Below are 22501 nucleotides of genomic sequence, written 5' to 3' on the forward strand. Positions count from 1 at the left end.
AGCGCTGAAACGAATCAGCCCGGCCGAAGCCGGGCTGATCTTCAAGGCGCTGAATGTGGCGCGTTCAACGCGAGGCGGTCTCGCCTGCGGGTGGTTTGCGTGGGCCGCCGCCGTTCAGCACCTCGGGCTCCAGCGAGGCCACGACCTTCTTGCAGGTCAGCGTCGGCTGGTCCTTGCGGGCCAGTTCGGCCTGGCTTTTCGCCAGCGTCAGTGTCACGCCCGCGGCATTGACGAAGCGGGCATCGGCCCGGTCGCGCACGCGCTTGAGCTGGTATTCCTGGCCGTCCAGCTTCAGCTTGGCGTCGCGCGGCGTCATCGTTGCATTCAGCAACTGTCCGTTGTCGCAACGGTAGTCGGCCGGCGAGGCCTGGGCTGCGGTGACGGCACCAGCCACCAGCAGTGCAGCGACGCAACGTGGCAGGTGGGCGCCGAAGGATGTCGGCAAGTTGACCAAAAGTGTCATGGGGTGGCGCGCTTGGCGGCTGGATCGGCCGCGCCCGGCGCAGCACCGGCCCACAGCTGTTGCAGCCGCGAGCGTTCTGCGTCGTACTGTTGCACGATGCGTTCCCGCTCTGCTTCCTGGTTCTGCAGGATGGTGCGCTGCGCCTCGGTGGCGCCTTCGTTGGCATTGATGCGCGAGCGCAGCTCATCCGGCGCGGCGCGGTTGCCCAGCGCGGCACGCTCGGTGGCCAGCGCGTCGGCCTCGGCCTCCAGCGAGTGCAGCCGGTTCTTGATCGCGTCCACCACCTTCTGCACCGGTGCCAGCGCGCGCTGGCGCGCCACGTCGTGCGAGCTTGGGTCCGGGTAGCGCGTCAGCAGCATGCGGTCGCGCCGCACGGCTTCGTTCTGCGTCGCCATGTCCTGCGACTGCTGCTTCTTCAGGTTGTCCAGCCGCTCTTGTTCATCCTGCGAACGCAGTGGCGGCACCACGCCGCGCTGGCTGCCGTCACGGCCCAGCACGCGCTGCTCCTGCGACAGGCATTCGGGGATCGGCCGGTCCGAACTGAGCCGCCGGCCGCTGGCATCGGTGCAGGTGTAGATGCGCCCGTCGCCAGTTTGCGGCTTGGTATCGACCGCCCAGGCGGCGGGCGCTGCCGCGGCCAGCAGGGCGCCGAACAACACACTCAGCAGAACCGGTGACGCCATGGACGGATGGGGGCGAGGAGAGAGGAGCTTCGGGGACGAGCGTACGCCATCTGGCAAGGGCTGGATGCGGCGGTCAGCAGGTGTTTCAGCGCTTAGATTCCGTAACGCGTGCGGTAGGCCGCGACGCGTTCAGTGTTGGCCGCCAGCGCGGTGTCGCCGGTGGTGGCCAGGAATTGCATCAGGTCGGCCAGCGTGGCGATGGACAGCACCTGCAAGCCCAGTTCCTGCTCGACGTACTGCACGCCCGAGCGGCGGTTGGCGGGATCGTCCGACGCGCGTTCCTGGCGGTCCATGGTGATGGCCACGCCCACCGGTGTCGCGCCTGCGGCACGGATCATGTCGGCCGCCTCGCGCTTGGAGGCGCCGTCGGTGATCACGTCGTCAATGATCAGCACCCGGCCCTTGACCGGCGCGCCCACCAGCATGCCACCTTCGCCGTGGTTCTTGGCTTCCTTGCGGTTGTAGGCATAAGGCACGCTCTTGCCGTGCTTGGCCAGGCCAATGGCCACTGCCGCCGCCAGCGTGATGCCCTTGTAGGCCGGGCCGAACAGCATGTCGAACTCAAGCCCGGAGGCCAGCAGGCGGCGTGCATAGAATTCGCCCAGCCGCATCAGCTTCGCGCCATCGTCGAACAGCCCCGTGTTGAAGAAATACGGCGACTGCCGACCCGCCTTGGTGGTGAACTCGCCGAAGCGCAGCACCCCCGCTTCCACCGAGAACTGCACGAAATCCTGCGCCAGCGGGTCGGTATGGGGAACAGTCTTCATGGAGAAATTCAAATGGGATTCAGGCTGGTGACGCTGAACCTGAACGGCATCCGTTCGGCAGCGACCAAGGGCTTCATGCAATGGACGGAAAGCGTCTCGCCGGATTGTATGGGGGTGCAGGAGGTCAAGGCCCAGGCAGTCGACGTGAATGGGAAGTACGACACGGTTGCCGGCATGCCGGGGCATTTCCACTACGCCCAGAAGAAGGGGTATTCGGGCGTCGGGGCCTACAGCAAGAAGGAGCCCAGCGACGTGATCACCGGCTTCGGCGTCGAGGAATTCGACTTCGAAGGCCGCTACATCGAGTTGCGCTTCGACACGCCCGCTCGCAAGTTCAGCGTCATCAGTTGCTACTTTCCCAGCGGCTCGTCGGGCGAGGAGCGCCAGCAGGCCAAGTTCCGCTTCCTGGCCCAGATGTACCCGTACCTGATGGCGCTGAAGGCCGAGCGCGAGTTCGTGCTGGTTGGCGACATCAACATCGCCCACAAGCCCATCGACCTGAAGAACTGGAAGGGCAACCAGAAGAACTCCGGTTTCCTGCCCGAGGAGCGCGACTGGATGACCAGGCTGCTTGAAGAAGGTGGCCTGGTCGACGTCTTCCGCAAGCTCAACGACAAGCCCGAGCAATACACCTGGTGGAGCAACCGTGGCCAGGCCTGGGCCAAGAACGTGGGCTGGCGCCTGGACTACCACCTCGCCACGCCCGGCATCGCCGCCACCGCCCAGCGCGAGTACATCCACCTCGAACAGCGCTTCTCGGACCATGCGCCGCTGGTGATCGACTACGACTTCGTGCTCTGAGGCACGGCTGGCGCTCAGGCGCTGCTTGCCTGGTTGGCGATCAGGCCTGCCACCATCTCGTCGGTCAGCCGCATCGGCATGGCCTGGGCTGACAGCAGGGCCACCACCGCGTGGTCGGCCTGGGCGCTGTCGCGGGTGACCGGCACCCCACGCGGCGCGCCGTTGGCATTGGTGAGCGCGACCACCAGGGGCCAATGGGCGCGTTCGCCGTTGCGCACCACCAGGCCCATCTCGCCCGAGGCCAGCTTGACCAGGCTGCCAGGCGGGAACACGCCGAAGGCCTTGATCAGCGCCGTGGCCAGCGGGCTTGCGCCTGCCATCTGGTGAAGTTCGCGCCCGGCCTGCTGGGCGCTCATCGCCGGCCGGTTGGCGCGGCTGTTCAGGCGGGCGGTGTAGACATCGGCCAGGCGCAGCATCTCGGCCAGTTCGCTGACGTCCGTCGCGCCGCTCGGGTAGCCGGAGCCGTCCACCATTTCGTGGTGCTGGATCACCGCGTCCAGCCAGTCCTGGTCGGTGATGCCGGCCTGGCTGAGCATCTCGGCGCTGCGGGTCGGGTGCTCGTTGATGGTCTCGCGCTGCTTGGCCGTCAACGGCGAGACCTGTTGCGCCAGCCGGGCCTGCAGGTCGAACATCGACAGGTTCATCGTCAGCGCGGCCTGGAAGGCCCGGCGCTGCTCGGTGGCGTTCCAGCCCAGGTAGCGCGCGGCGGCCTGGCAGGCCGTGGCGGCATGGATGGAATGGTTCACGCCATAGTGCCCGGCCCCGCTGTCGGGCTGGCGCACCACCTGCGAGAGCGCCATGTCCGGTGAAAACTCGATCAGCGCCAGCAATTGATCCGTGGTCTTGTGAAGCGCGCCAGCCAACTCCGCGCTCGGTGCGCTCAGCGCTCGCTTGACCTCGCGGGAATGGCGCTCCCACTCCTGTGGCAACTGGGCATGCCGCAGTGCCGGGCTTTCGCTCCGCACCGCCTGCACCGCTTCGGCCAGTTCTTCCAGCTCGACCACCGCCCCGCGCTTGAACAGCGCCTGCAACTGGGCCTCGTCGACGATGACCTGGCCGCGCGCCAGCAACAGCATCTGGGTCGCATCTCGCACGCTGAACGGCAGCGGCTCACCCAGCACGATGCGATTCTTGACCGAGGAGAGTGAGCAAACAGGCATGACGACAGTTGAGGGTTGCGGCCGCCGCCGCGTGTGAAGGCCGATGTTGCCATGCAACGCCTGCATCCATGCTGGGCCGGGCAACGCCCTTTTGACGTTTGCCTTGCCTGAGCCCGGAAGCAGGGCATGCATGACCGACCGCGCAGGCCCGGATCATCCCGTTCACAAAGCTTCGCGAGCTTGGCTCAGCCTGGTGGTGCGGCAGGCGGCGTGACGCCACCGGTCGGCGCGGCCAGGCTGGCCATGCCGGTCTGGGTGTTGACCTCGCTGCCGCCGGTGGCCTGTGCACCGGGCGCCGAGGCTGCCGGTTGGGCTTCTGCGGGGCGGCTCAGCGCGCCCGTGGGCAAACCTGACTGCGCAGGCGCTGTGCCTTGTTGAAGTTCGGCGCGCACCCTCGGCAGTGCCTGTGGCTGGTGCTGCTGCAGGAAGGCGATCAGGCCCTCGCGCAGCAGGCAGCGCAGGTCCCAGTTCTGGCCGGCCGAAGGTGAGCTGACGATCAGCCGCAGCTGCATCGCGCTTTCGCTTGTCTCCACCACCTGCAGCAGGCAGACGCGGCCGTCGTAGTCCTGGCTGGATTGGGCCAGGCGCGTGGCCTCGGTGCGCAGCGGCGCGAGGTCGGTCATGTAGTCCACCCACAGCATCACGCTGCCGATGATTTGCGAGGTCGTGCGGGTCCAGTTCTGGAATGGGTGCTCGATGAACCACTGCAGCGGAATGATGAGCCGCCGCTCGTCCCAGATCTTCAGCACCACGTAGGTCCCGGTGATCTCCTCGACCCGTCCCCATTCGTTCTCCACGATCAGCACGTCGTCGATGCGAATCGGCTGCGACAGTGCGATCTGCAGCCCGGCCAGCAGGTTGCCGAACACCGACTTGGCAGCAATGCCGATCACCAAGGCCGAGAGCCCGGCCGAGGCCAGCAGGCTGGTGCCGAGCTGGCGCGCGCGCGGGAAGGTCATCAGCATGAAGGCCAGCCCGGCCAGCAGCAGCCCGGCAATCGCAATGCGCGACAGCACGCGGGCCTGCGTCATCACGCGGCGGGCTTCGAGGTTGTCGGCCACGTCTTGCGGGTGCAGCAGCGCGACCGCGTCCACCACGCCCCGCACCGCGGCGATCGCTGCGCCGGTGAAGGCGGCGATCAGCGCAATGCCGGTCCAGTGGCGCATGCCGTCGATGCCGCCCAGGTCGTCCGGCAGGCTGGCCCAGACCAGTTCCAGCGCAATCAGCGGCAGCAGCCATTTCAGGGCCGGCTCCAGCCGCAGCGCGACGGCGTTCAGCACCGGCGAATGCCGGGTCACGCGCCGCACCAGCGGCTGGCTGAGACGGTAGACCACCCAGGCCAGCGCTGCGGCGCCCAGGCCCACCGCCAGTGGCTGCCACCATTCGTAAAGGTCGAAATGCTGCATGGCGGCAGCGCAGCAAACGGTGTGCCACGCTGCTGCGGTGCAGCATCGTTCAAACCGAACTCAAGCGGGGTAGGTGCGCCTCAGCACGGCATTCACGTCCAGCCCGCGCGTGTCCAGCGCGCCGACCACGCGGCCCCAGTGGCGGTCGCCAAAGCGGGTGGCGATGAAGGCATCGGCCACGGCCGCTGGTGCATGCTGGCGCAGCAGGCCGGCCTGCGCCACCAGCACCAGCTGCTGCGCAAACCGCCGCCCCAGGCCTTCGAGCGCCTCGGGCGGCTCGCGCAATGCGTCGCCAAGCGCCTGCAGCGCGGCGACCAGCCGCGGCTCGCCGGCGGCCAGGTCGCCCAGCTCGTCCAGCAGCGCCCAGGCGGCGTCCGGTTCGCGCGCCACCGCGCGCATCACGTCCAGGCACATCACGTTGCCTGAGCCTTCCCAGATCGAATTGACCGGCGCCTCGCGGAACAGCCGCGCCATCGGCCCTTCGTCCACGTAGCCGTTGCCGCCGAAGACTTCCATCGCCTCGCCGGTCAGTTCCACCGCGCGCTTGCAGACCCAGAACTTCGCGGCCGGCGTCACCAGGCGTTTCCAGGCCTTGCCGGACGGGCTGTCGCCGGCCTCGAAGGCCTGCGCCAGGCGCATTGCGAGCACCAGCGCCGCTTCGCTTTCCAGCGCCAGGTCAGCCAGCACCGCGCGCATCAGCGGCTGCTCGGCCAGCGCGCGGCCAAAGGCCTGGCGCTGGCGGGTGTAAGCCAACGCCTGCACAGCGGCCTGGCGCAGGATGGCGCTGCTGCCCAGCACGCAGTTCAGCCGCGTGCAGGTGGCCATCTCGATGATGGTTGGAATGCCGCGGCCTTCGTCGCCCAGCATCAGGCCGTAGGCGTCCTGGAACTCGACCTCGCTGCTGGCATTGCTGCGGTTGCCCACCTTCTCCTTCAGCCGCTGGATCTGCACCGTGTTGCGCGTGCCGTCCGGCCGCCAGCGCGGCACGTAGAAGCAGGAGTGGCCGCCTTCGAGTGTGCGGGCGACGACCAGGTGCGCGTCGCTGGTCGGCACCGAGAAGAACCATTTGTGGCCGGTGAGCCGGTATTCGGCGCCGCGCCCGCCGGCGCCCACCGGCGTGGCCTGGGTGGTGTTGGCGCGCACGTCCGAGCCGCCCTGTTTTTCGGTCATGCCCATGCCGATCCAGCCGGCCGCCTTCTGTGCCAGCGGCACATCGCGCGGGTCGTGCTGCGTGTTCAACAGGTGCGGGCCGACCTCGGCCCACAGGGCAGGCTCCTTCTGCAGCACCGGAATCGCGGCCTGCGTCATCGTCGCCGGGCACAGCGTGCCGGCCTCGACCTGGCCGTGCAGGTAGAAGCCTGCGGCGGTCGCGGCCCAGCGGCCGCGGCGGTCGTTGTCGAAAGCCAGCGAGACCAGGCCCTGCCGGCGGTACAGCGTCATCAGCGCGTGCCAGCTGGGGTGGAACTCGACCTGGTCGATGCGCCTGCCGCGTGCATCGAAAGCCTTCAAACCGGGTGTGTGGCGGTTGGCTTCCTCGGCCCAGACCCAGGTCTCGGGACGGGCCAGTTCAGCGCTGAAGCCTTGCAGCATCGGCATTGCCCAGTCCGCTTGCGCGCGGGCCAGCGCTTCCTGCAGCGCCAAGTCCGTTTCCAGCATCGGGTAGGCGCTCAGTGCGTCGTACTGGTTGCGGATCTCGTGGGTAGACCAGGCCATGGCGCGCTTCCGGTGAAGAGGACGGGAGCCGCCAAGTCTACGCAGCCGGGCAACGCCCTGCGATCCGGTTGAGCCCCGTGACGCAGCCGCTCACGATGGCAAAGGCTGCCGCAGAAATTGCCCGCGGCAGTGGGCGACCGGGCGCCGCTGCGGGGGCACGGGGATTGCCGACTGCAGCGCATTCGCCGCAGCGCATCGCGCAGCGTCATCCCCTCCTCCGAACCGAAAGGCATGCCATGAAAACCGCTGAAAAGACCCGCCCCGACACCGTGAAGCAGAACGCCGACGCGACTGTCGCGCGCCAACGCACCTTCCAGACCCAGCAGGACGAGCAGGACCAGCTGAAACCTGCCGGCGAGAAGGGTTCGAAGGAAGAGACGGCGGTGCAGGCCGGTGCACGCGAGCAGCCGCGCACGCTGGCGAAGCAGCACATCCAGAAGCCCGGCTCGGAAGCCGAGCTTGAACTCGCGCCCCGCTTCCAGGCGACGGATTACAAGGGCAGCGGGAAGCTCCAGGACATGGCCGCCATCATCACCGGCGGCGACTCGGGCATTGGCCGCGCGGTGGCGGTGTTGTACGCCCGCGAAGGTGCCGATGTGGCCATCGTCTACCTGCACTCGGACGAGGACGCGCAAGAAACCTGCCGCCACGTCGAGGCTGAAGGCCGGCGCTGCCTGCTGCTCCGCGGCGATGTGCGCGACAGCGCGTTTTGCATCGACGCGGTGCAGAAGACGGTCAACGCCTACGGCAGGCTGGACGTCCTGGTCAATAACGCGGCGTTCCAGGAACACGCGGCCAGCATCGAGGACATCTCCGACGAGCGGCTGGAAGAGACGCTGCAGACCAACATCGGCGGGTATTTCCACATGGCCCGCGCCGCAGTGCCGAAGATGCGTGCCAAGGCCTGCATCATCAACACAGGTTCGGTGGTCGGCCTGAAGGGCAGCCCGCGGCTGCTGGACTACGCCACCACCAAGGGGGCGATCCACGCCTTCACCAAGTCGCTGGCGCAGAACCTCATCTCGAAGAACATCCGCGTCAATGCGGTCGCGCCCGGCCCGGTCTGGACGCCGCTGAACCCGGCCGACTCGCAGGCCGAGCAGGTCGAGAAGTTCGGCCAGGACACCGACATGAAGCGGGCCGCTCAGCCCGAGGAGCTTTCGCCGGCCTACGTCTTCCTGGCCTCGCCGGTGATGTCGGGCTACATCAACGGGATCGTGCTGCCGGTGACCGGCAGCGTCGGCGCGATCTAGCCGCGACAGGTCCTGCAGATCGGCACCGAGGTCGGCGAATCGGTGCCGATGCAGCCGGGGGCGGGCGGGTTGTGCGCCTTAAACTGGGGCCGTGAACGAGCACTCGCAGCCCCCCGCATCTGACATCGCCCCCGGCGCCACACCGGGCATCACGCCTGACACAACGCCGGACACGCGCTACAAGAACCCCGGTTACCTGATGAACCGGGCCAGCCGGCTGCTGATGCGCAGGGCTGAGCGGCGGCTGGTCAAGTTCGGCCTGGCGTATGCGCAGGTGCCCGTGATGGTGACGCTCAAATACAGCGAAGCCGGCCTGTGCCAGAAGGACCTGGCCGCGCTGATGCAGATCGAACAGCCGGCCATGGCCGAGTTGCTGGCCCGCATGGCCCGCGACGGCCTGATCCTGCGCGAGCCCGACCCCAAGGACAGGCGCAGCAGCCTGATCACGCTGACCGAGCAGGCCAGGGGACTGCTGCCGCAGGCCCGGCAGGCCTTGAAGCAAGGCAGCACCGAGGCGCTGGCCGATTTCAGCGAAGCCGAGGCCGAGCAGTTCGTCGGCTACCTGCAGCGCGTGGTGGCCAACCTCGAAAACTCGGCCGCAGTCGACTGAAGCCGCCGCTCAGCGCTTCACCAGCCAGCCCGCGGCGCCCTGGCCCGGCAGGGTGGACAGCGCGGCGGCCGAGCTGCCGTCGGCGTTCGGGTAGATCACGAAGCTGTTTTCGTAGAAGCCAGCCGGGTCGGTCCAGGTGACGATGGCCGAGCCGTCGTCGTAAGGCGCGCAATCCAGCCGCGTGCCGGATTCGGCGTGATACGCCGGCGTGTTGGCGCCGAATTCCCACACGCCCGAAAGCTTGCCCGGTGCGTTGGTGAAGCTCCACACGTCGGCAAAGGCGCTGTAGGCGCCGGTGGTGGGCGTGTCCACCAGGATGGAGCCGACCATCGAGCTGATGTAGGCCTTGCCGCCCAGCAGCGAGCAGGCCTGGGCCGGCAGCGTGGACCAGTCGGTGCTCAGCCGGGCCTCGCCGCCGGCGTAGGTGTGCGCGTCCACGCGGATCATCTTCAGCAGGTTGAAGTGATTGTTGGCCACCACGTTGTAGGCCCGGCCGTCGGCAAACGTCAGCTTGGCAAAACCCTTGGGCAGCGACAGGTCGGCGCAGCTGAAGCTGGTGCTGGGATGCGTCGCGACGTCGCCGGGACCGTTGGTGTAGCTGCTGGTGGTGCCGGTGGCGCCCGTCGCGTCGAAGACCAGGCGGCCGACTTCGGCAAAAGGCAGCGCGTTATAGCCGGTGTCGTACTTGCCTTGCACTTCGAACACGAAGCGCGTGCCGGCCAGGCCGCCGCAGGTGCTGGGCGCTGCGCTGGTGGCCGCGTGGCTGGCGGTGCTCAGACCCATGGCCAGCAGGCTGGCGGCCACGGAGATGAGGGTGTTGGAACGGGACATGGAGGGCTCCTTGATTTGATGTGAACGCAGGATTTGCGTGCCCTGCAGCGTCCCGGAATGCCGGTTTCGATGCTTGAAGAAAACTTGCCGAAAACCTGAAATCGGCGTTTCAAGCGGGAAAAACGCGGGTTCTGGCACCGGGCCGCGCGGCCCATGCCGCGAGTAGGATGCGGCGACCTTGATTCGCCGCAGCAGTTGCACGTGACGCTTCCCCCTCCCCTCGATCCTCAGGAAGCGTCGGCCCTGGATCCCGAAGCCGCCAACCTGGTCTGGCATTTCGGCGGCGCGGTGTTTGACGAGCGGGTGCTGGAGCTGCAGGTCGGTGGCGAACTGGCCCAGCTGGAGCGCAAGCCCATCGAGCTGCTGCGCCACTTGCTGCGCCGCGCCGGTGAGGTGGTCACGCGGGACGAGCTGCTGGAAGCCGTGTGGCCGGGCCGGGTCGCCGGCGAGACCTCGCTGGCCAAGGCCGTCAGCCGCGTGCGCCAGGCGCTGGGCGATGCGGGGCAGGACATCATCCGCACGGTGCACGGCTACGGCTACCGCCTGGTGGCCGAAGTGCGCATCGAGCGGCCGGACGCCAGCCTGGCCGCCGAACAGGCGCCATCGCGCTTCGAGTTCCACCCGGGCATGGCAGTGCCCGGCCGGCCGCTCTGGGAACTGGTCGAACGGCTGGGGGAGGGCGGGCAGGGCGAGGTCTGGCTGGCGGCCCAGCCCAAGAGCGGCGAGCAGCGGGTGCTGAAGTTCGCGGTGAATGCCGCCGGCCTGGTCGCGCTGAAACGCGAGATCACGCTGTACCGCTTCCTGCGCCAGACCGTGGGCGACGATGCGCGCTGCGTGCGGCTGATCGACTGGAACCTGGCGACCGAGCCGTTTTTCCTGGAGTCCGAATACATCGCCGGCGGCAGCCTTGTGGCCTGGGCCGCGGCGCAGGGCGGCTGGCCCGAAGTCCCGGTGCCACTGAGGCTGGAACTGCTGGCCCAGGCGGCGGACGCGCTGGCCGTGGCACACGGCGTGGGCGTGCTGCACCGGGACGTGAAGCCGGCCAACCTGCTGATCGCCCTGGCCGCGGACGGCGCACCCAGCGTGCGCATGGCCGATTTCGGCAGCGGCGGTTTGCTCGAGCCTTCATCGCTGGACCGGCTGGGCATCACCCGCATGGGCCTGACCCAGCACCTCGCTGGCGCCAGCGACAGCGGCACGCTGCTCTACCGCGCGCCGGAGGTGCTGGCCGGCCAGCTGCACACGGTGCGCGGCGACATCTATGCACTCGGCGTGATGCTCTACCAGCTGCTGCTGGGCGACACTCAGCGCCCGCTTGCGCCCGGCTGGGAGGCCGACATTGCCGACCCGCTGCTGCGCGAGGACATCGCCCTGGCCTCGGCCGGCAACCCGGCGCTGCGCCTGGCCGACGCCGCCGAATTCGCCAAGCGCCTGCGCACGCTGCCCGAGCGCCAGGCCATACGCCAGCAGGACCAGGCCCGGTTCGCAGCAGAAGCCGCCGCGCTGGCCGCCGCCGAGCAGGCGCGCCAGCAGAACGAAAAACTCCAGGCGCGGCGCTTCTGGCTGCGCGCCACGGTGGCGGTGCTGGGCATGGGCATCGCGGCCAGCCTGTGGCTGTATGGCCAGGCCAGCCGTGCGCGAGACCAGGCGGTTGCCGCGCAGCAGCAGGCGCTGGCCGCCGCGGCCACTTCGGAGGCCGTCACCAGCTATTTCACCGACGACCTGCAGGCGGTGATCGCCACGCACGACTTCGATGCCAGGGCCATGACCATCGAACAGCTTTACGGCAAGCTGGCCGAGCGCGCCCAGACGCGGCTGAAGGACCAGCCCGAGGTCGAGGCCCGGGTGCACACGGTGCTGGGCTATGTGCTGGCCGTGCTGTCGGGCCAGAAGGGCCAGTCGGCGGCGGAGTACCAGAAGGCCCTGCACAAGGTGCTGCAGATCGCCGAGCTCGACCCGCCCAAGGCCTTCCAGACGCTTTACCAGATCATGTATGGTGAATCCAACGGCGCGCTGCCGGAGGAAGACATCCGCAAGCTGCAGGCGTTTGTGGACGACATCGCGCATCGCTTCGACGGCAGCCCGCAGGTGCCACACCACGACCTGATCAGCGTGCAGGCCCAGCTGGCGATGCACATCGGCACGCTGCGCGACGATTCGCAAGGCGCACTGGCGCGGCTCGATGCGCTGCAGAAGGGCGCGGCGCTGGCGGCCGACAACGCCGCGCTGGTCGCGTTCTACCGGGCAAAGCTGCTGCCGCTGCGCGGCCAGCCGCAGGCCGCGGTCGCGCTGTACCGCGCGCTGCTGGCCGACCCGGCCAAGGCCAGCAACTGGTACGACCAGTTCTACCCCTGGAACGTCGAGAAGGAACTCGGCCAGCAGCTGATGGAGCTCGGCGCTGTGGACGAGGCCGAGACGTTGCTTGCCAGCAACCTGGCGGTGGTCAACAAGACGGATCTGAGCGACAGCGTCACCGCGCTGGATGCGCGCAACCTGATCGCCCGCCTGCGCATGGCCCAGGGGCGCCCGGCCGAAGCGGTGGCTTTGCTGGAACCGATGCGCCCGCTGGTCCGGCAACTCGCCGGCGAAACCTGGGCTTCTGCCGCGCCAAACGTGGCCGACAAGGGCAGCGTGCTGGTCGATGCGCTGCTGCTCGCCGGGCAGCCGGCGCAGGCGCTGGAAGCGTCCAGCGAAAGCATGGCGGTGATGCGCCTCGCGCTGGACCGCTCCGGCAGCGCGAGCCATTCGATCTTCGGCCCGCGCGTGCTGCTGCGCCATGCGGACGCGTTGATCGCCAACGGCAACACCGAGGCCGCAGCGCAAGTCCTGGCCTCGCTGCCGTCGCAAGTGTTCGAGCGCCAGCCGCCCCAATCGCTGCTGCGCGCCGAACGCCTGCGCGTGGAGGGCGCGTTGGCATTGGCGCGCCACGACCCGGCCCTGGCCAGGGACAAGCTGGGCCAGGCCGAGGCAATGCTGGTGGCCGTCTACACGGCGGACAGCTGGCGGGTGCGGCGCGTGCGCGAACGCCTCAAATCGATCTGAGCTCGCTCCGCAGCCGAGCGGCCCGCTCAAACCGTATGCCTACATCCGGACGCGGGCTTGGCTGCTCGCCGCGTGAGCCGGGAGGCGACAAGCTTGGCAGCTCGTTCAGGAGCAACCATGAGATTGAAGGCCACATGCGACATCCGGCTGCGCGCCGCTGAAACCTGCCCCACCGTGGCCATGCTCAGGCCGCGCAGCGGCGCGGCGCAGTGGGTCACGAGCGAAAGCTGGCATTTCGAGCCGCAGGTGAATGCAGCCGAGTATTTCGACGCGACCGGCAACCTGTGCCAGCGGTTCGTGGTGCCCAAAGGCGTGCTGCGCATCCGCATCGAGACGGTGGTGGACACCGAGCCCGACGTCGCAGTGGCGCCCGATGCCCCGCCAACCGCCATCGAACTGCTGCCCGACGGCGCGCTGCAGTACCTGCTGCCAAGCCGCTATTGCCCGTCGGACAAGATGATGGAACAGGCCCGCCAGATCGTCGCCGGCGCGGCGCCTGGTTATGCGCAGGTCGAGGCGATCAGGGCCTGGGTGCATCGGCACATTGAATACCGCTACGGCGTCAGCAACGAAGGCACGGACGCGCTGGACACGCTGGCCGCAGGCGCGGGTGTGTGCCGCGACTTCTCCCACATCGGTATCTCCTTCTGCCGCGCCTTGTACATCCCCGCGCGCATGGTCGTGGGCTACCTGCATCGGCTCGATCCGATGGACCTGCATGCCTGGTTCGAGGCCTTCGTCGGCGGGCGCTGGTACACATTCGACGCCACACAGGACCGCCCGCGCGGCGGCCGCATCGTGATCGCCTACGGCCGTGACGTGGCCGATGTCGCGCTGGTGTCGAATTTCGGCCAGCTGGAAACCGACAGCCTGTCGGTCAGCGTGACACTGCTGGACGAGGCACTGCCCGCCTTGCCGGCCTAGGCGTGGGCTTGGCGGGCCGGCGACCGGGCGAAACCGGTGCGCGCGGTAGCTGAGCGCCTTCGGAGGCCGTCGGAACTTCGAGAGAATCGCCGCACCGTTGCCCACCCTGCCGTCCCATGCTGCGCTACCACACCATCCCCGTCACCGCCTTCCAGCAGAACTGCTCGCTCGTCTGGTGCGACGAGACGCTGGATGCGGCGGTGATCGACCCGGGCGGCGGCCTGGAACTGCTGTCGGCCGAGGTCGAGCGGCGCGGGCTGAGGCTGACGGCGATCTGGCTCACGCACGCGCACATCGACCATGCGGGCGGCACCGGGCAGCTGGCGCGGGAGCATGGGCTGCCCATCATCGGGCCGCACCCGGGCGACCAGTTCTGGATCGACCAGCTGGCGCAGCAAAGCCGCATGTTCGGCTTTCCGCCGGCGGAGGCCTTCACGCCCACCCGCTGGCTGGCCGACGGAGACACGGTGGCACTGGGCCGCACCGAAGTCAGCGTGCGCCACTGCCCTGGCCACACGCCGGGCCATGTGGTGTTCCACCACGCCGGGGCGCAACGCTGCTTTGTGGGCGACGTGCTGTTTTCCGGCTCGATCGGGCGCACCGACTTTCCCGGCGGCGACCACGGCACCTTGATCGCCAGCATCCGCGAGCGCCTGTGGCCGATGGGTGAAGACACCGTGTTCATTCCCGGCCACGGCCCGGAGAGCAGCTTCGGCCGCGAGCGGCGCCACAACCCCTACGTGCGCGGCACCTGAAACCGGCCGCGGCAAACGGCGTGCGCAAGCGGCCGTCTTCACAAACTGTTGCACTGCAGCGCATGCGCATCCCGTGCCAGCCTCTGTCAAACAGCTGACACATGTCGCCAGGCGTGGGGATGGAATGTGAATAACGCACACAGCCCGCAGGTCAAAGTCACCACCGGTTACCACTTGTGCTCCCTAAGCTCCAGACCATGGGTGGCCTCTTTTGCGCCGCCTTCTCAACCCGGGAGTTTTCCATGGTGGATCAAGGTCAGAGCCGCGTTTCCCGTAACTCCGCCATGAGCTCGTCGGCGCTGACGCTGGCCGGCAACGTGCATGCCGCGCTCTGGCCCTTGGTCAGCCAGGCCATGGCCTACCGCGGCCCGGAGCGGCGCACCGGCGCCGCAGTAATGGCGCGGCTGATGGCGCTGGCGCTGGACGAGATCGACTACGGCATGCTCGTCATCAACGACGAGTACCAGGTGCTGCATGCCAACCATGCTGCGCGCGTCGAGCTGGAAGCCGGCGAGCATCCGCTGACGATGGAAGGCGGCCAGCTGCGCGTGCGCCAGGCGCAGGACCTGCTGGTGCTGCAGGAAGCGCTGCTGGGCGCCAGCCGGCGCGGCCTGCGCAAGCTGTTGTCGCTGGGCACCGGTGCGGCGCGTGCCGGGGTGTCGGTGGTGCCGCTGCCGGCGCTGCCGGGTGACCCGCTGCCCGGCGCCACGCTGCTGGTGCTGGGCAAGAGCCAGGTCTGCGGCGCCTTGTCGGTGCAGGGCTTTGCCCGTGCGCACCGGCTGTCGCCAGGCGAAGAGCAGGTGCTGATCGCCTTGTGCGACGGCCGCTCGCCGGGGGACGTCGCCAAGACCCATGGCGTGGCGATTTCAACGGTGCGCACCCAGATCGCCAACATCCGCGCCAAGACCGGCAGCGTCAGCATCCGCGACCTGATCCAGCAAGTGGCCATGCTGCCGCCGCTGGTCGGCGCCCTGCGCCAGAAGCCGGAAGCACGCACCGCCGCCCCGGCAGGCAGCGACAGCGCACGCGCGATGCGCAGTGCCGATCATTTGCTGGAAGCCCTGGGCGTGCTGACCAGCTGACCTGGCGCGCAGGACCCGCGGCGCCGCGCGCGTCGCGCCGATTGACGGCTACGGCGCTACGATGGGGGGCATGCAAGATGCCTCCCACGCCCCTCCGTCGCCGCGCAGCCCTGTGGCCTTGCCCTTGCTGTCGCCTTCGCTTCAGCTGCTGGTGCAGCGTGGCGACCTGCGGCGCTACCCCAAGGGCACGCTGATCATCCAGGAGGGTGACAGGGGCGACACGCTCTACATCATCGTCTCAGGCCTGCTGCGGGCCTTCTCGGCCGACGAGACCGGGCGCGAGATCACCTACGGCGTCTATGGCCCGGGCGAATACATGGGCGAGATGAGCCTGGACGGCGGCCTGCGTTCGGCCAGCGTCATCACCCAGGAGCCCAGCGCCTGCGTGGTGCTGACCCGCGAAACCCTGACCCGCCACATTGCCGAACATCCCGAATTTGCATTCGAGCTGCTGGCCAAGGTCATCCACCGCGCGCGCTCGGTGACGCTGTCGGCCAAGCGGCTGGCACTGAACGATGTGTACGGCAGGCTGCGCCTGCTGCTGACCCAGCCGCCCAGCGAAGCCTGCGGGGCCGACGGCCTGTTCAACGGCCGGCTGACCCACCAGGACGTCGCCAGCCGCATCGGCAGCTCGCGCGAAATGGTCAGCCGCTTGCTGAAGGACCTGGAGCGTGGCGGCTACGTGGCGCAGCAACGCGGCCGGCTTCAAGTCCTGCGCCACCTGCCTCCCAGGTGGTGAGGTGGGGCACCCGGTCTCGCGGTGCGGGGCCGCTTGGGAACCGCCCGGCCTTGCGAATCAACGCAGGCCGGTGAGCGGATAGGCCATTTGCTCGGGCAGTCCGCGCAGCTCGGGAATGCGCGGCGGCAGGTGCGTGACCTGCGCGTGCACGCTGCGCCAGGCGGCTTCGCAGGCCAGGATCTCGCCGGCCTCGGCGGCCGCGCAGAGGCGGGCGGCGCGGTTGGTCACGGTGCCGATGGCGGCGTAGTCCAACCGGCCTTCGAAGCCGATGGCGCCCACCGTGGCCTCGCCGCGGCTGATGCCCAGGCCCAGCCCGGCCGGGCCGTGGCGGCCATGCCACGCTGCCAGCAGCGGCGCGGCGCGGGCCTGCATCGCCAGCGCCAGGCGCACCGCGCGCAGGCTGTGGTCGGGCTGCGGGTCGGGATCGTTGAAGAAGACCATGAAACCATCGCCGGTGAAGCGTTCCAGCGTGCCCTCGAACTGGAAGATCAGCTCGCCCATCGCGGCGTGGAAGCTGCGCAGCATCGCCATCACCTGGTCCGCGCCGGCCTGCTCGGCAAAGGCGGTGAAGCCGCGCAGGTCGGCAAACAGCACCGTCACCTCCTGGCGGTGGCTGTTCAGGATTTCGTCGCGCAGGCCGCTGGCCACCAGCCGGGCGGCCAGGGCCGGCGAGAAAAAGCGCTTGAGCTGGGAGAGCTGCTGCACCTGGGCCAGCTGCTCGGCCACGCGCCGCTCCAGCTCGGTGGACCAACTGGCGAGCTGCTGCTGCTGCCGTCGCGATTCGTCGTACAGCGTCTTGACCCGCAGCAGCGAACGCACCCGGGCCCACAGCTCTTCCTTGACCAGCGGCTTGGTGATGAAGTCGTCGGCGCCAGCGTCCAGCCCGCGCACCCGGTCTTCCTTGGCATCCAGCGTGGTCACCATCACGATGGGCACCGCGCGCAACGCCGGCAGCGCACGCATCGCGGCGCAGACGCTGAAGCCGTCCATGTCGGGCATCAGCACGTCCAGCAGCACCATGTCCGGCGGTTCGACACTGGCCATCGCCAGGGCCTCGCGGCCGCCGCTGGCCATGCAGACGCGGTAGCCGCGCGCCAACAGGTGGGCCTCCAGCAGCCGCCGGTTGGCCGGCATGTCGTCCACGACCAGGATCCGGGCCCCAGCCGGTGCAGGGAAAGCGGCCGGGCCCTCGTTCACGGCCGGCCCAGGTGGCCGCGCACCTTCTGCACGAACTCGCGCACCGAAGAAAGCGGCTTGGCAATGAAGCCGTTGAAGCCGGATTCTTCGATGCGGCCGCGGTGGGCCGGCATCACCGAGGCGGTCAATGCGATCACAGGTACCTCTTTTAGGGCCGGCTGCTCGCGGATCCAGGCAATCACCTTGAAGCCGTCTTCATCAGGCAGCTGGATGTCCAGCAGCACCAGGTCGGCACCGTGGGCGCGCAGCTGGTCGCGCGCCGCGGCGGCGGTGCCGGACTGCAGCACCTCGAAGCCGGCCGCGGCCAGCACGTCGGACGCCAGCTTGCGGCTGCGCTCGTCATCGTCGATCACATGCAGGGTGGTCATGGCAAGTCCTTGGACCGTCAGATGAGGGCCGGCACGGCCACGGCGGGCTGCAGCGGCAGGTTGAATCGGAAGGTCGAGCCCTGGCCGGGCGCGCTGTGCAGTGTGACTTCGCCGCCATGCAAATGCACCAGCCGGCGCACCAGCGGCAGGCCCAGGCCGGTGCCCTCGGCCTTGCGCAACACATCGTCGCCGACCTGGCGGAACTCCTCGAACACGGTGGCCTGGTCCTCGGGTGCGATGCCCACTCCCGTGTCGCTCACTTCGACCCACAGCCCTTCGCACGCATTCTGTCCGGCGCGCAATGTGACCTCGCCGCCGGCCGGCGTGAACTTCACCGCATTCGACAGCAGGTTCAGCACCACCTGCCGCAGCCGGCGCGCGTCCACCGTGCAAGGCGCCATTTCATCGGGCAGCTGCAGCTGCAGCTTCAGCCCCTGGCGCATGCAACGCTCGCGCATCATGTTGGCGCTCGCCACCAGCAGCGAGCTGGGGTCCACCTCCGACAGGTCCAGCGCCATGTGGCCGGCCTCGATCTTCGACAGGTCCAGCACGTCGTTGATCAGCGCCAGCAGGTGCTCGCCCGAGGCGTGGATGTCGTTGGCGTATTCCTTCTGCTTGTCGTTGAGCGCGCCGAACATCTCCTCGCGCAGCACGTCTGAAAAGCCGATCACCGAGTTCAGCGGCGTTCGCAGCTCGTGCGACATGTGGGTCAGGAACTCGGACTTGTGTCGGTTGGCCAGCTCCAGGTCGCGTGTCTTCTCGGCAATCATGGCCGACATGTTGCGGTACACATGCTGCAGGTTGCCGGCCATGGTGTTGAACTGCTGCGCCAGGTCGTCCAGCTCGTCGCCGGTGCGGATCTCGATGCGTGCATCCAGCCTGCCGTCGCCCAGCGCCTGCGCGCCGCGGTGCAGCGCGTTGATCGGCGCGATCGAGCGGCGCACCAGCACCAGCGCCAGCAGCACCGCGGCCAGGCTGGCCAGCAGCGTGACCAGCAGCGTGCGCAGCACCGTGTCGTACACAGGGGCCAGCGCCACGTCCCGCGGCTGTTCGATGACGATGCGCCAGCCCAGCTCCGGCAGTTCGAAGCTGCTGGCCACCACGGCCCGGCCGTTCAGCCCGCTGCGCGCTGTCGCGGCCGGCGCGTCTGGGCGGGCGGTGGCGGCGCCCAGCGCCTGGTGCTGGGCCAGCATCAGCGTGGTGTCGGCATGCAGCACCACCACGCCGCGCCGGTCCACCGCATAGGCCTCCAGCCCCTTGCTGCGCAACACCTCGTTCAGGCCGCGCGCCAGGCTGCGCAGGTTGACCCGGGCCAGCGTCGTGCCTGCGCCCAGCCGCGGGTCCGGCGTCACCAGCAGCAGGTGCGGCTCATAGCCGTCTGCGTAGTCGATGCTGCCCTGGGCCGGCGGCAGGCCATCCGGCCAACGCAGCCGCGCCGCGTCGGCGAAGCTCAGCGTGTCCGGCCCCGGCAGGCTGGACAACTCCAGCCGCGAGACAAACAGGTCCGGCTCGCCGCGCGCATCGTGGTGCGTCAGGTCGCGCACCGCGGGCTCCAGCCGCAGGATGCGCTGGAACTCGTCGCGCCGGTCCTGCAGGTCCAGCCAGCCCGGCATCTCCCACGGCAGGCTGGCGGTGGCCCGCACATGGTTCTGGATCGAGTTCAGCGAACCGCGGATCGAGCCGCTGACCTCACGCGCCAGCAGCGACTGGTTCAGCGTCACCGCCTTGATCGCCTCGCGATAGGAAAACATCACTTCGGCCGCACCGAACAGCACGAAGCTCAGCAGCACCAACCCCCCAAACGCCAGCGCCTGCTTGCGCCACAGGCGCATGCGCCAGAGGCTGGGCTTGGGCGGGGTGTTGGTGGGCAGTGGCGAAGGCAGGTCGGACATCGGGGCGGCAGACGATCGGCCGTCAGCGTATCAGGCGGTCAGCGGCGCGGAGTACGGCCTTGCTTGGCGGCATGCCAAGGTCCCTGGCGGTCGTGATGTTGATGATCAGCTCTACCCCCTCGGGGCGCTGAACCGGAATGTCGGCCGGGGATTCTCCGGCCAGGATGCGGCCGGCCAACTCGACGCCTCTGGCCTCGCCCGGTGGCTCGCGCAGCGGCGACATGGCCATCAAGGCACCCATGGGCAGGAAGTTGCGTGAACCGTAGATCGCAGGCAGACGCAGCGACCGAGCCTTGGCGACCAGGGCAGGGCCGGCCTCGTAGAACAGCTGGTGGTAGGGCACCACCAGTCCGAGGGTCGGCCGCGGTCCGCGGTTGGCGGGCAGCCAACGCTGCAACTTGTCAATGTCGGTGAACTCACACAGCCGCAGCACCCGAACTGGCCGCATTGGCGCTTGGGCGGCACGGTACCAGTTGGCAAGACTGGTGGCATTGATCAACAACGCATCACGTTCTGCGGTGTTGTCGACGAATCCGCTGCGGCAAGGCGGCATTGCTCGCGGTGGCGGGCAGTCATCGTTGTCGATCTCAGGCCGGCCATCGACGAGCATCACAAACTGCTGCAGTTGAGGAAAGGCGATCTGCAGAGCTTCCACCATCTTGCCTTCGCTCTCGGTGGCGCTGGTGTAGCCGGTTGCATTCGATTGTGGGTGGCGCAAGTTCAGGATCAGGCAGTTTTTGACGGGGTTGGGGGCACTGCGGAAAATCATGGGGACCGGCAGCTTGGTTTGTGAGACCAACTGGGCCGCACCTGCGGTGGTTGCAACGACCAGGCGCCATTTGTGTCTGCGCAGTACTTCGAAGGTGTAGGCCTGCGAGCTCCGCAGGTCTTCGCTCTGTGGCAATTCAATCCGTTCGATGAGCGGCGCATCGCCACCACCTGCTTGCAGCTCCCGCCGCAGCACGGTCATCACATCTCGGTCCTGTGCCTCGGACAACTGTGTCAGCACCAGGACCTGTGGCGCTGCCGCCTCTTGCGCGTGAATCGCGGTTGGCCACGCAAGCCACGTCAAAAAGCAAGCCACCAACCGCCACATGCAAGCTCTACCCAAATGGTTACGGAACCCGGATAGCGTACAGGCTGTTGTTCATGAACATGGCGCCACCGTTCGATGCAGTCCAGGTATTGAGCGACGCCAACGACTCGAACATCAGCACCCAGGTCTCGAGCGGTGCCGCGGGGGTCTTGCCAGCCACCAGCTGGCCAAACCAGCGCGGCAGGCTGCTGGTGAGCGCGGGCGGGCACCTCACGCAATTCATTGAAGGCGCAGGTCCCGGCCACGCGCGCCAGCGATGCACCACGAGCACAACATTGCCTGCGCCCACATCGGTGCCGTCATAGCCCGAGACGAGACTGACATTCAGCAGCGGTTGGACGGCGGAAAGGTTGGACCACGCGGTTGCGGCAGCCCCGTCGGCAAACGAGATCCACTGCAGCGAGATCGGGCCGGCGACGATGCCGGAGCCCATCAGTGAGTCGGTGTCACCGGCCCAGCTGGAGCTCTCGCCGGCTTGGGCGGTGAGCAGCGTGCCGCCCCCCAGCGGGCTGCTGTTGTTGAGCGGGGGGCCTTGGAAACGTGGAATGCAGACATAGAACATCGAAATCCCTCCTGGATGAAAAATCCTTGAAGGGTTGATGTTTCAATTTGCATCCGGCCCTGTCCACCGGCGGCGTCCTCTGGGCTGGGGAGGCGGCGACGCGTCTGCGCCAATTCATCGTGAAAAAGATCACATGAAGGCCAGCTGGAGTCCTGCTTTGCGCAGGTGAGCCGGCCGTGGATCCGGCTCAGGCCACAGGCGGGCCGTAGAACTTCGGCGGCTTGGGCGCGCGGTCGTAGATCGGCAGCACACGCGGCAGCGCGCGCTCGATCTCGGCGATGCGGGTCGGGCTGGCGGGGTGGGTGGAGAGGAACTGTGGCGGGGCGCCTTTGTTGGCCTCGGTCATCTTGTTCCAAAGGCCGATGCCGGCGCGCGGGTCGTAGCCTGCGCGTGCCGCCAGTTCCAGGCCGACCAGGTCGGCCTCGGTTTCGTCTTCGCGGCTGAAGCGCAGCGTCAGCAACTGGGCGCCCATGTTGAGCATGGTGTCGCCCAGGTTGCCAAAGCCGAACAGCGAGCTGATCAGGCCGGCGCCCATGCGGGTGGCCGCCGTCTTGCCCATCTGCTCGCGGGCGTGCTCGCGCAGCGCGTGGGCCATCTCGTGGCCCATGATCATCGCGACCTCGTCGTCGCTCAGCTGCAGGCGCTTGAGGATGCCGTAGTAGAAGGCGATCTTGCCGCCGGGCATGCAGAAGGCGTTCAGCTCGTTGGAGCCGATCAGGCTGACCTCCCAGCGCCACTGTGCGGCGCGCGGGTTCCATGCCTGGCAGAACGGGATCACCCGCTGGCCGATGGCGCGCAGGCGGATCAGCTGCGGGTTGTCGTCCGACGCCAGCGCCTTCTTGGTGGCAGCTTCGCGCTTCATCTGGCCGTATTGCTTGGATGCGGCCATCTCGACCTGCTCGGCCGAGACCATTTGCGCGAAACGCGATTCACCGCCGACCTGCGAGCGCACGCCTTCTTCCACACTGGGCTGCTGGGCCTGCGCCGGGCCGGGGAGCAGGCTGGCGCTGCCCAGCGTGACGGCCAGCGCCGCGCCCACGCGGCGGCGTGCATGCAAGGGGCAACCGCAGCCGCTGGCGTGGACCATTGGCGGCAGCGGCAACTCGGCGTCGGTGCGAAAACTGTGGGTCATGCTGCGGTGCTGGAAATTTGGAAAC

General features: G+C 68.5%; 21 protein-coding genes. 8 read left to right on the forward strand and 13 right to left on the reverse strand.

Annotated elements, in window-relative coordinates; translation table 11 throughout:
* Positions 1-64: 64 nt before the first annotated feature.
* The 3 genes from ACAH41_RS10120 to pyrE form a co-directional block, all read right to left on the reverse strand.
* Positions 65-463 carry a hypothetical protein gene (locus ACAH41_RS10120; protein ID WP_325656051.1) on the reverse strand — a complete coding sequence of 133 codons (399 nt, stop codon included), beginning with the start codon at positions 461-463 and terminating at the stop codon, positions 65-67.
* The gene (locus tag ACAH41_RS10125) at positions 460-1146 is read right to left on the reverse strand and encodes a hypothetical protein (protein WP_325656053.1); all 687 of its coding nucleotides are present in this window, start codon (positions 1144-1146) and stop codon (positions 460-462) included. The genes ACAH41_RS10120 and ACAH41_RS10125 overlap by 4 nt, the downstream gene beginning before the upstream one ends.
* A 92-nt stretch (positions 1147-1238) precedes the next feature.
* The gene (gene pyrE, locus ACAH41_RS10130; RefSeq protein ID WP_325656055.1) at positions 1239-1913 is read right to left on the reverse strand and encodes an orotate phosphoribosyltransferase; all 675 of its coding nucleotides are present in this window, start codon (positions 1911-1913) and stop codon (positions 1239-1241) included.
* Positions 1914-1925: 12 nt separating this feature from the next.
* Between pyrE and ACAH41_RS10135 the strand changes: the two genes are divergently transcribed.
* On the forward strand, positions 1926-2714 hold the full coding sequence (locus ACAH41_RS10135; RefSeq protein ID WP_325656058.1) for an exodeoxyribonuclease III: 789 nt from the start codon (positions 1926-1928) through the stop codon (positions 2712-2714).
* Positions 2715-2728: 14 nt separating this feature from the next.
* Here ACAH41_RS10135 and ACAH41_RS10140 read toward each other — a convergent pair whose 3' ends face one another.
* From ACAH41_RS10140 to ACAH41_RS10150, 3 genes are all read right to left on the reverse strand, one after another.
* The gene (locus tag ACAH41_RS10140; protein WP_325656062.1) at positions 2729-3874 is read right to left on the reverse strand and encodes an HD domain-containing phosphohydrolase; all 1146 of its coding nucleotides are present in this window, start codon (positions 3872-3874) and stop codon (positions 2729-2731) included.
* Between the two features lie 185 nt (positions 3875-4059).
* On the reverse strand, positions 4060-5280 hold the full coding sequence (locus tag ACAH41_RS10145; protein ID WP_325656064.1) for a mechanosensitive ion channel domain-containing protein: 1221 nt from the start codon (positions 5278-5280) through the stop codon (positions 4060-4062).
* 60 nt (positions 5281-5340) lie between these two features.
* Positions 5341-6993 carry an acyl-CoA dehydrogenase family protein gene (locus ACAH41_RS10150; RefSeq protein WP_325656066.1) on the reverse strand — a complete coding sequence of 551 codons (1653 nt, stop codon included), beginning with the start codon at positions 6991-6993 and terminating at the stop codon, positions 5341-5343.
* Between the two features lie 236 nt (positions 6994-7229).
* Here ACAH41_RS10150 and ACAH41_RS10155 point away from each other — a divergent pair, with 236 nt between their 5' ends.
* Together ACAH41_RS10155 and ACAH41_RS10160 are read left to right on the forward strand one after the other, a co-directional pair.
* The gene (locus ACAH41_RS10155) at positions 7230-8246 is read left to right on the forward strand and encodes an SDR family oxidoreductase (protein ID WP_325656068.1); all 1017 of its coding nucleotides are present in this window, start codon (positions 7230-7232) and stop codon (positions 8244-8246) included.
* Between the two features lie 91 nt (positions 8247-8337).
* Positions 8338-8856: a MarR family transcriptional regulator gene (locus ACAH41_RS10160; RefSeq protein ID WP_325656070.1), complete on the forward strand. Its 519-nt coding sequence runs from the start codon at positions 8338-8340 to the stop codon at positions 8854-8856.
* A 9-nt stretch (positions 8857-8865) separates the two neighbouring features.
* On the opposite strand, the gene ACAH41_RS10165 is transcribed toward ACAH41_RS10160, so the two are convergent.
* On the reverse strand, positions 8866-9687 hold the full coding sequence (locus tag ACAH41_RS10165; protein WP_325656072.1) for a hypothetical protein: 822 nt from the start codon (positions 9685-9687) through the stop codon (positions 8866-8868).
* 201 nt (positions 9688-9888) lie between these two features.
* Here ACAH41_RS10165 and ACAH41_RS10170 point away from each other — a divergent pair, with 201 nt between their 5' ends.
* The 5 genes from ACAH41_RS10170 to ACAH41_RS10190 all read left to right on the forward strand — a co-directional run bounded on the left by ACAH41_RS10170 (position 9889) and on the right by ACAH41_RS10190 (position 16229).
* Positions 9889-12729 carry a winged helix-turn-helix domain-containing protein gene (locus ACAH41_RS10170; RefSeq protein ID WP_325656074.1) on the forward strand — a complete coding sequence of 947 codons (2841 nt, stop codon included), beginning with the start codon at positions 9889-9891 and terminating at the stop codon, positions 12727-12729.
* Positions 12730-12846: 117 nt separating this feature from the next.
* Positions 12847-13653 (forward strand): transglutaminase family protein, encoded by an 807-nt coding sequence (locus ACAH41_RS10175; RefSeq protein WP_325656076.1) that lies wholly within the window; start codon positions 12847-12849, stop codon positions 13651-13653.
* Between the two features lie 116 nt (positions 13654-13769).
* Complete coding sequence (locus tag ACAH41_RS10180; protein ID WP_325656078.1) at positions 13770-14408, forward strand: MBL fold metallo-hydrolase; 639 nt, start codon at positions 13770-13772, stop codon at positions 14406-14408.
* A 284-nt stretch (positions 14409-14692) separates the two neighbouring features.
* Complete coding sequence (locus ACAH41_RS10185) at positions 14693-15490, forward strand: helix-turn-helix transcriptional regulator (protein WP_325656080.1); 798 nt, start codon at positions 14693-14695, stop codon at positions 15488-15490.
* A 70-nt stretch (positions 15491-15560) separates the two neighbouring features.
* Positions 15561-16229 (forward strand): Crp/Fnr family transcriptional regulator, encoded by a 669-nt coding sequence (locus ACAH41_RS10190; protein ID WP_325656083.1) that lies wholly within the window; start codon positions 15561-15563, stop codon positions 16227-16229.
* A 57-nt stretch (positions 16230-16286) separates the two neighbouring features.
* Here ACAH41_RS10190 and ACAH41_RS10195 read toward each other — a convergent pair whose 3' ends face one another.
* From ACAH41_RS10195 to ACAH41_RS10220, 6 genes are all read right to left on the reverse strand, one after another.
* Positions 16287-17372, reverse strand: coding sequence for a response regulator (locus ACAH41_RS10195; protein WP_325656086.1), 1086 nt, complete (start codon positions 17370-17372; stop codon positions 16287-16289).
* Between the two features lie 50 nt (positions 17373-17422).
* Positions 17423-17794 carry a response regulator gene (locus ACAH41_RS10200; RefSeq protein WP_325656088.1) on the reverse strand — a complete coding sequence of 124 codons (372 nt, stop codon included), beginning with the start codon at positions 17792-17794 and terminating at the stop codon, positions 17423-17425.
* A 17-nt stretch (positions 17795-17811) separates the two neighbouring features.
* Positions 17812-19686 carry an ATP-binding protein gene (locus ACAH41_RS10205; protein WP_325656090.1) on the reverse strand — a complete coding sequence of 625 codons (1875 nt, stop codon included), beginning with the start codon at positions 19684-19686 and terminating at the stop codon, positions 17812-17814.
* A 22-nt stretch (positions 19687-19708) separates the two neighbouring features.
* The gene (locus ACAH41_RS10210; protein WP_325656092.1) at positions 19709-20656 is read right to left on the reverse strand and encodes an ABC transporter substrate binding protein; all 948 of its coding nucleotides are present in this window, start codon (positions 20654-20656) and stop codon (positions 19709-19711) included.
* Between the two features lie 145 nt (positions 20657-20801).
* Positions 20802-21344, reverse strand: coding sequence for a hypothetical protein (locus ACAH41_RS10215; protein ID WP_325656094.1), 543 nt, complete (start codon positions 21342-21344; stop codon positions 20802-20804).
* Between the two features lie 187 nt (positions 21345-21531).
* Positions 21532-22476 carry a M48 family metallopeptidase gene (locus tag ACAH41_RS10220; RefSeq protein ID WP_325656096.1) on the reverse strand — a complete coding sequence of 315 codons (945 nt, stop codon included), beginning with the start codon at positions 22474-22476 and terminating at the stop codon, positions 21532-21534.
* Between the last annotated feature and the right edge of the window lie 25 nt (positions 22477-22501).

Origin of the sequence: Ideonella sp., assembly GCF_041287625.1 — a bacterium.
Lineage (GTDB): Bacteria > Pseudomonadota > Gammaproteobacteria > Burkholderiales > Burkholderiaceae_C > Ideonella.

Excerpts from the sequence above, each read along its gene's own strand:
- ACAH41_RS10120 (WP_325656051.1), bottom strand. The coding sequence starts at position 463 with ATGACACTTTTGGTCAACTTGCCGACATCCTTCGGCGCCCACCTGCCA.
- ACAH41_RS10125 (WP_325656053.1), bottom strand. The coding sequence starts at position 1,146 with ATGGCGTCACCGGTTCTGCTGAGTGTGTTGTTCGGCGCCCTGCTGGCC.
- pyrE (WP_325656055.1), bottom strand. The coding sequence starts at position 1,913 with ATGAAGACTGTTCCCCATACCGACCCGCTGGCGCAGGATTTCGTGCAG.
- ACAH41_RS10135 (WP_325656058.1), top strand. The coding sequence starts at position 1,926 with ATGGGATTCAGGCTGGTGACGCTGAACCTGAACGGCATCCGTTCGGCA.
- ACAH41_RS10140 (WP_325656062.1), bottom strand. The coding sequence starts at position 3,874 with ATGCCTGTTTGCTCACTCTCCTCGGTCAAGAATCGCATCGTGCTGGGT.
- ACAH41_RS10145 (WP_325656064.1), bottom strand. The coding sequence starts at position 5,280 with ATGCAGCATTTCGACCTTTACGAATGGTGGCAGCCACTGGCGGTGGGC.
- ACAH41_RS10150 (WP_325656066.1), bottom strand. The coding sequence starts at position 6,993 with ATGGCCTGGTCTACCCACGAGATCCGCAACCAGTACGACGCACTGAGC.
- ACAH41_RS10155 (WP_325656068.1), top strand. The coding sequence starts at position 7,230 with ATGAAAACCGCTGAAAAGACCCGCCCCGACACCGTGAAGCAGAACGCC.
- ACAH41_RS10165 (WP_325656072.1), bottom strand. The coding sequence starts at position 9,687 with ATGTCCCGTTCCAACACCCTCATCTCCGTGGCCGCCAGCCTGCTGGCC.
- ACAH41_RS10175 (WP_325656076.1), top strand. The coding sequence starts at position 12,847 with ATGAGATTGAAGGCCACATGCGACATCCGGCTGCGCGCCGCTGAAACC.
- ACAH41_RS10180 (WP_325656078.1), top strand. The coding sequence starts at position 13,770 with ATGCTGCGCTACCACACCATCCCCGTCACCGCCTTCCAGCAGAACTGC.
- ACAH41_RS10185 (WP_325656080.1), top strand. The coding sequence starts at position 14,693 with ATGAGCTCGTCGGCGCTGACGCTGGCCGGCAACGTGCATGCCGCGCTC.
- ACAH41_RS10190 (WP_325656083.1), top strand. The coding sequence starts at position 15,561 with ATGCAAGATGCCTCCCACGCCCCTCCGTCGCCGCGCAGCCCTGTGGCC.
- ACAH41_RS10200 (WP_325656088.1), bottom strand. The coding sequence starts at position 17,794 with ATGACCACCCTGCATGTGATCGACGATGACGAGCGCAGCCGCAAGCTG.
- ACAH41_RS10205 (WP_325656090.1), bottom strand. The coding sequence starts at position 19,686 with ATGTCCGACCTGCCTTCGCCACTGCCCACCAACACCCCGCCCAAGCCC.
- ACAH41_RS10210 (WP_325656092.1), bottom strand. The coding sequence starts at position 20,656 with ATGACCGTGCTGCGGCGGGAGCTGCAAGCAGGTGGTGGCGATGCGCCG.
- ACAH41_RS10215 (WP_325656094.1), bottom strand. The coding sequence starts at position 21,344 with ATGTTCTATGTCTGCATTCCACGTTTCCAAGGCCCCCCGCTCAACAAC.
- ACAH41_RS10220 (WP_325656096.1), bottom strand. The coding sequence starts at position 22,476 with ATGACCCACAGTTTTCGCACCGACGCCGAGTTGCCGCTGCCGCCAATG.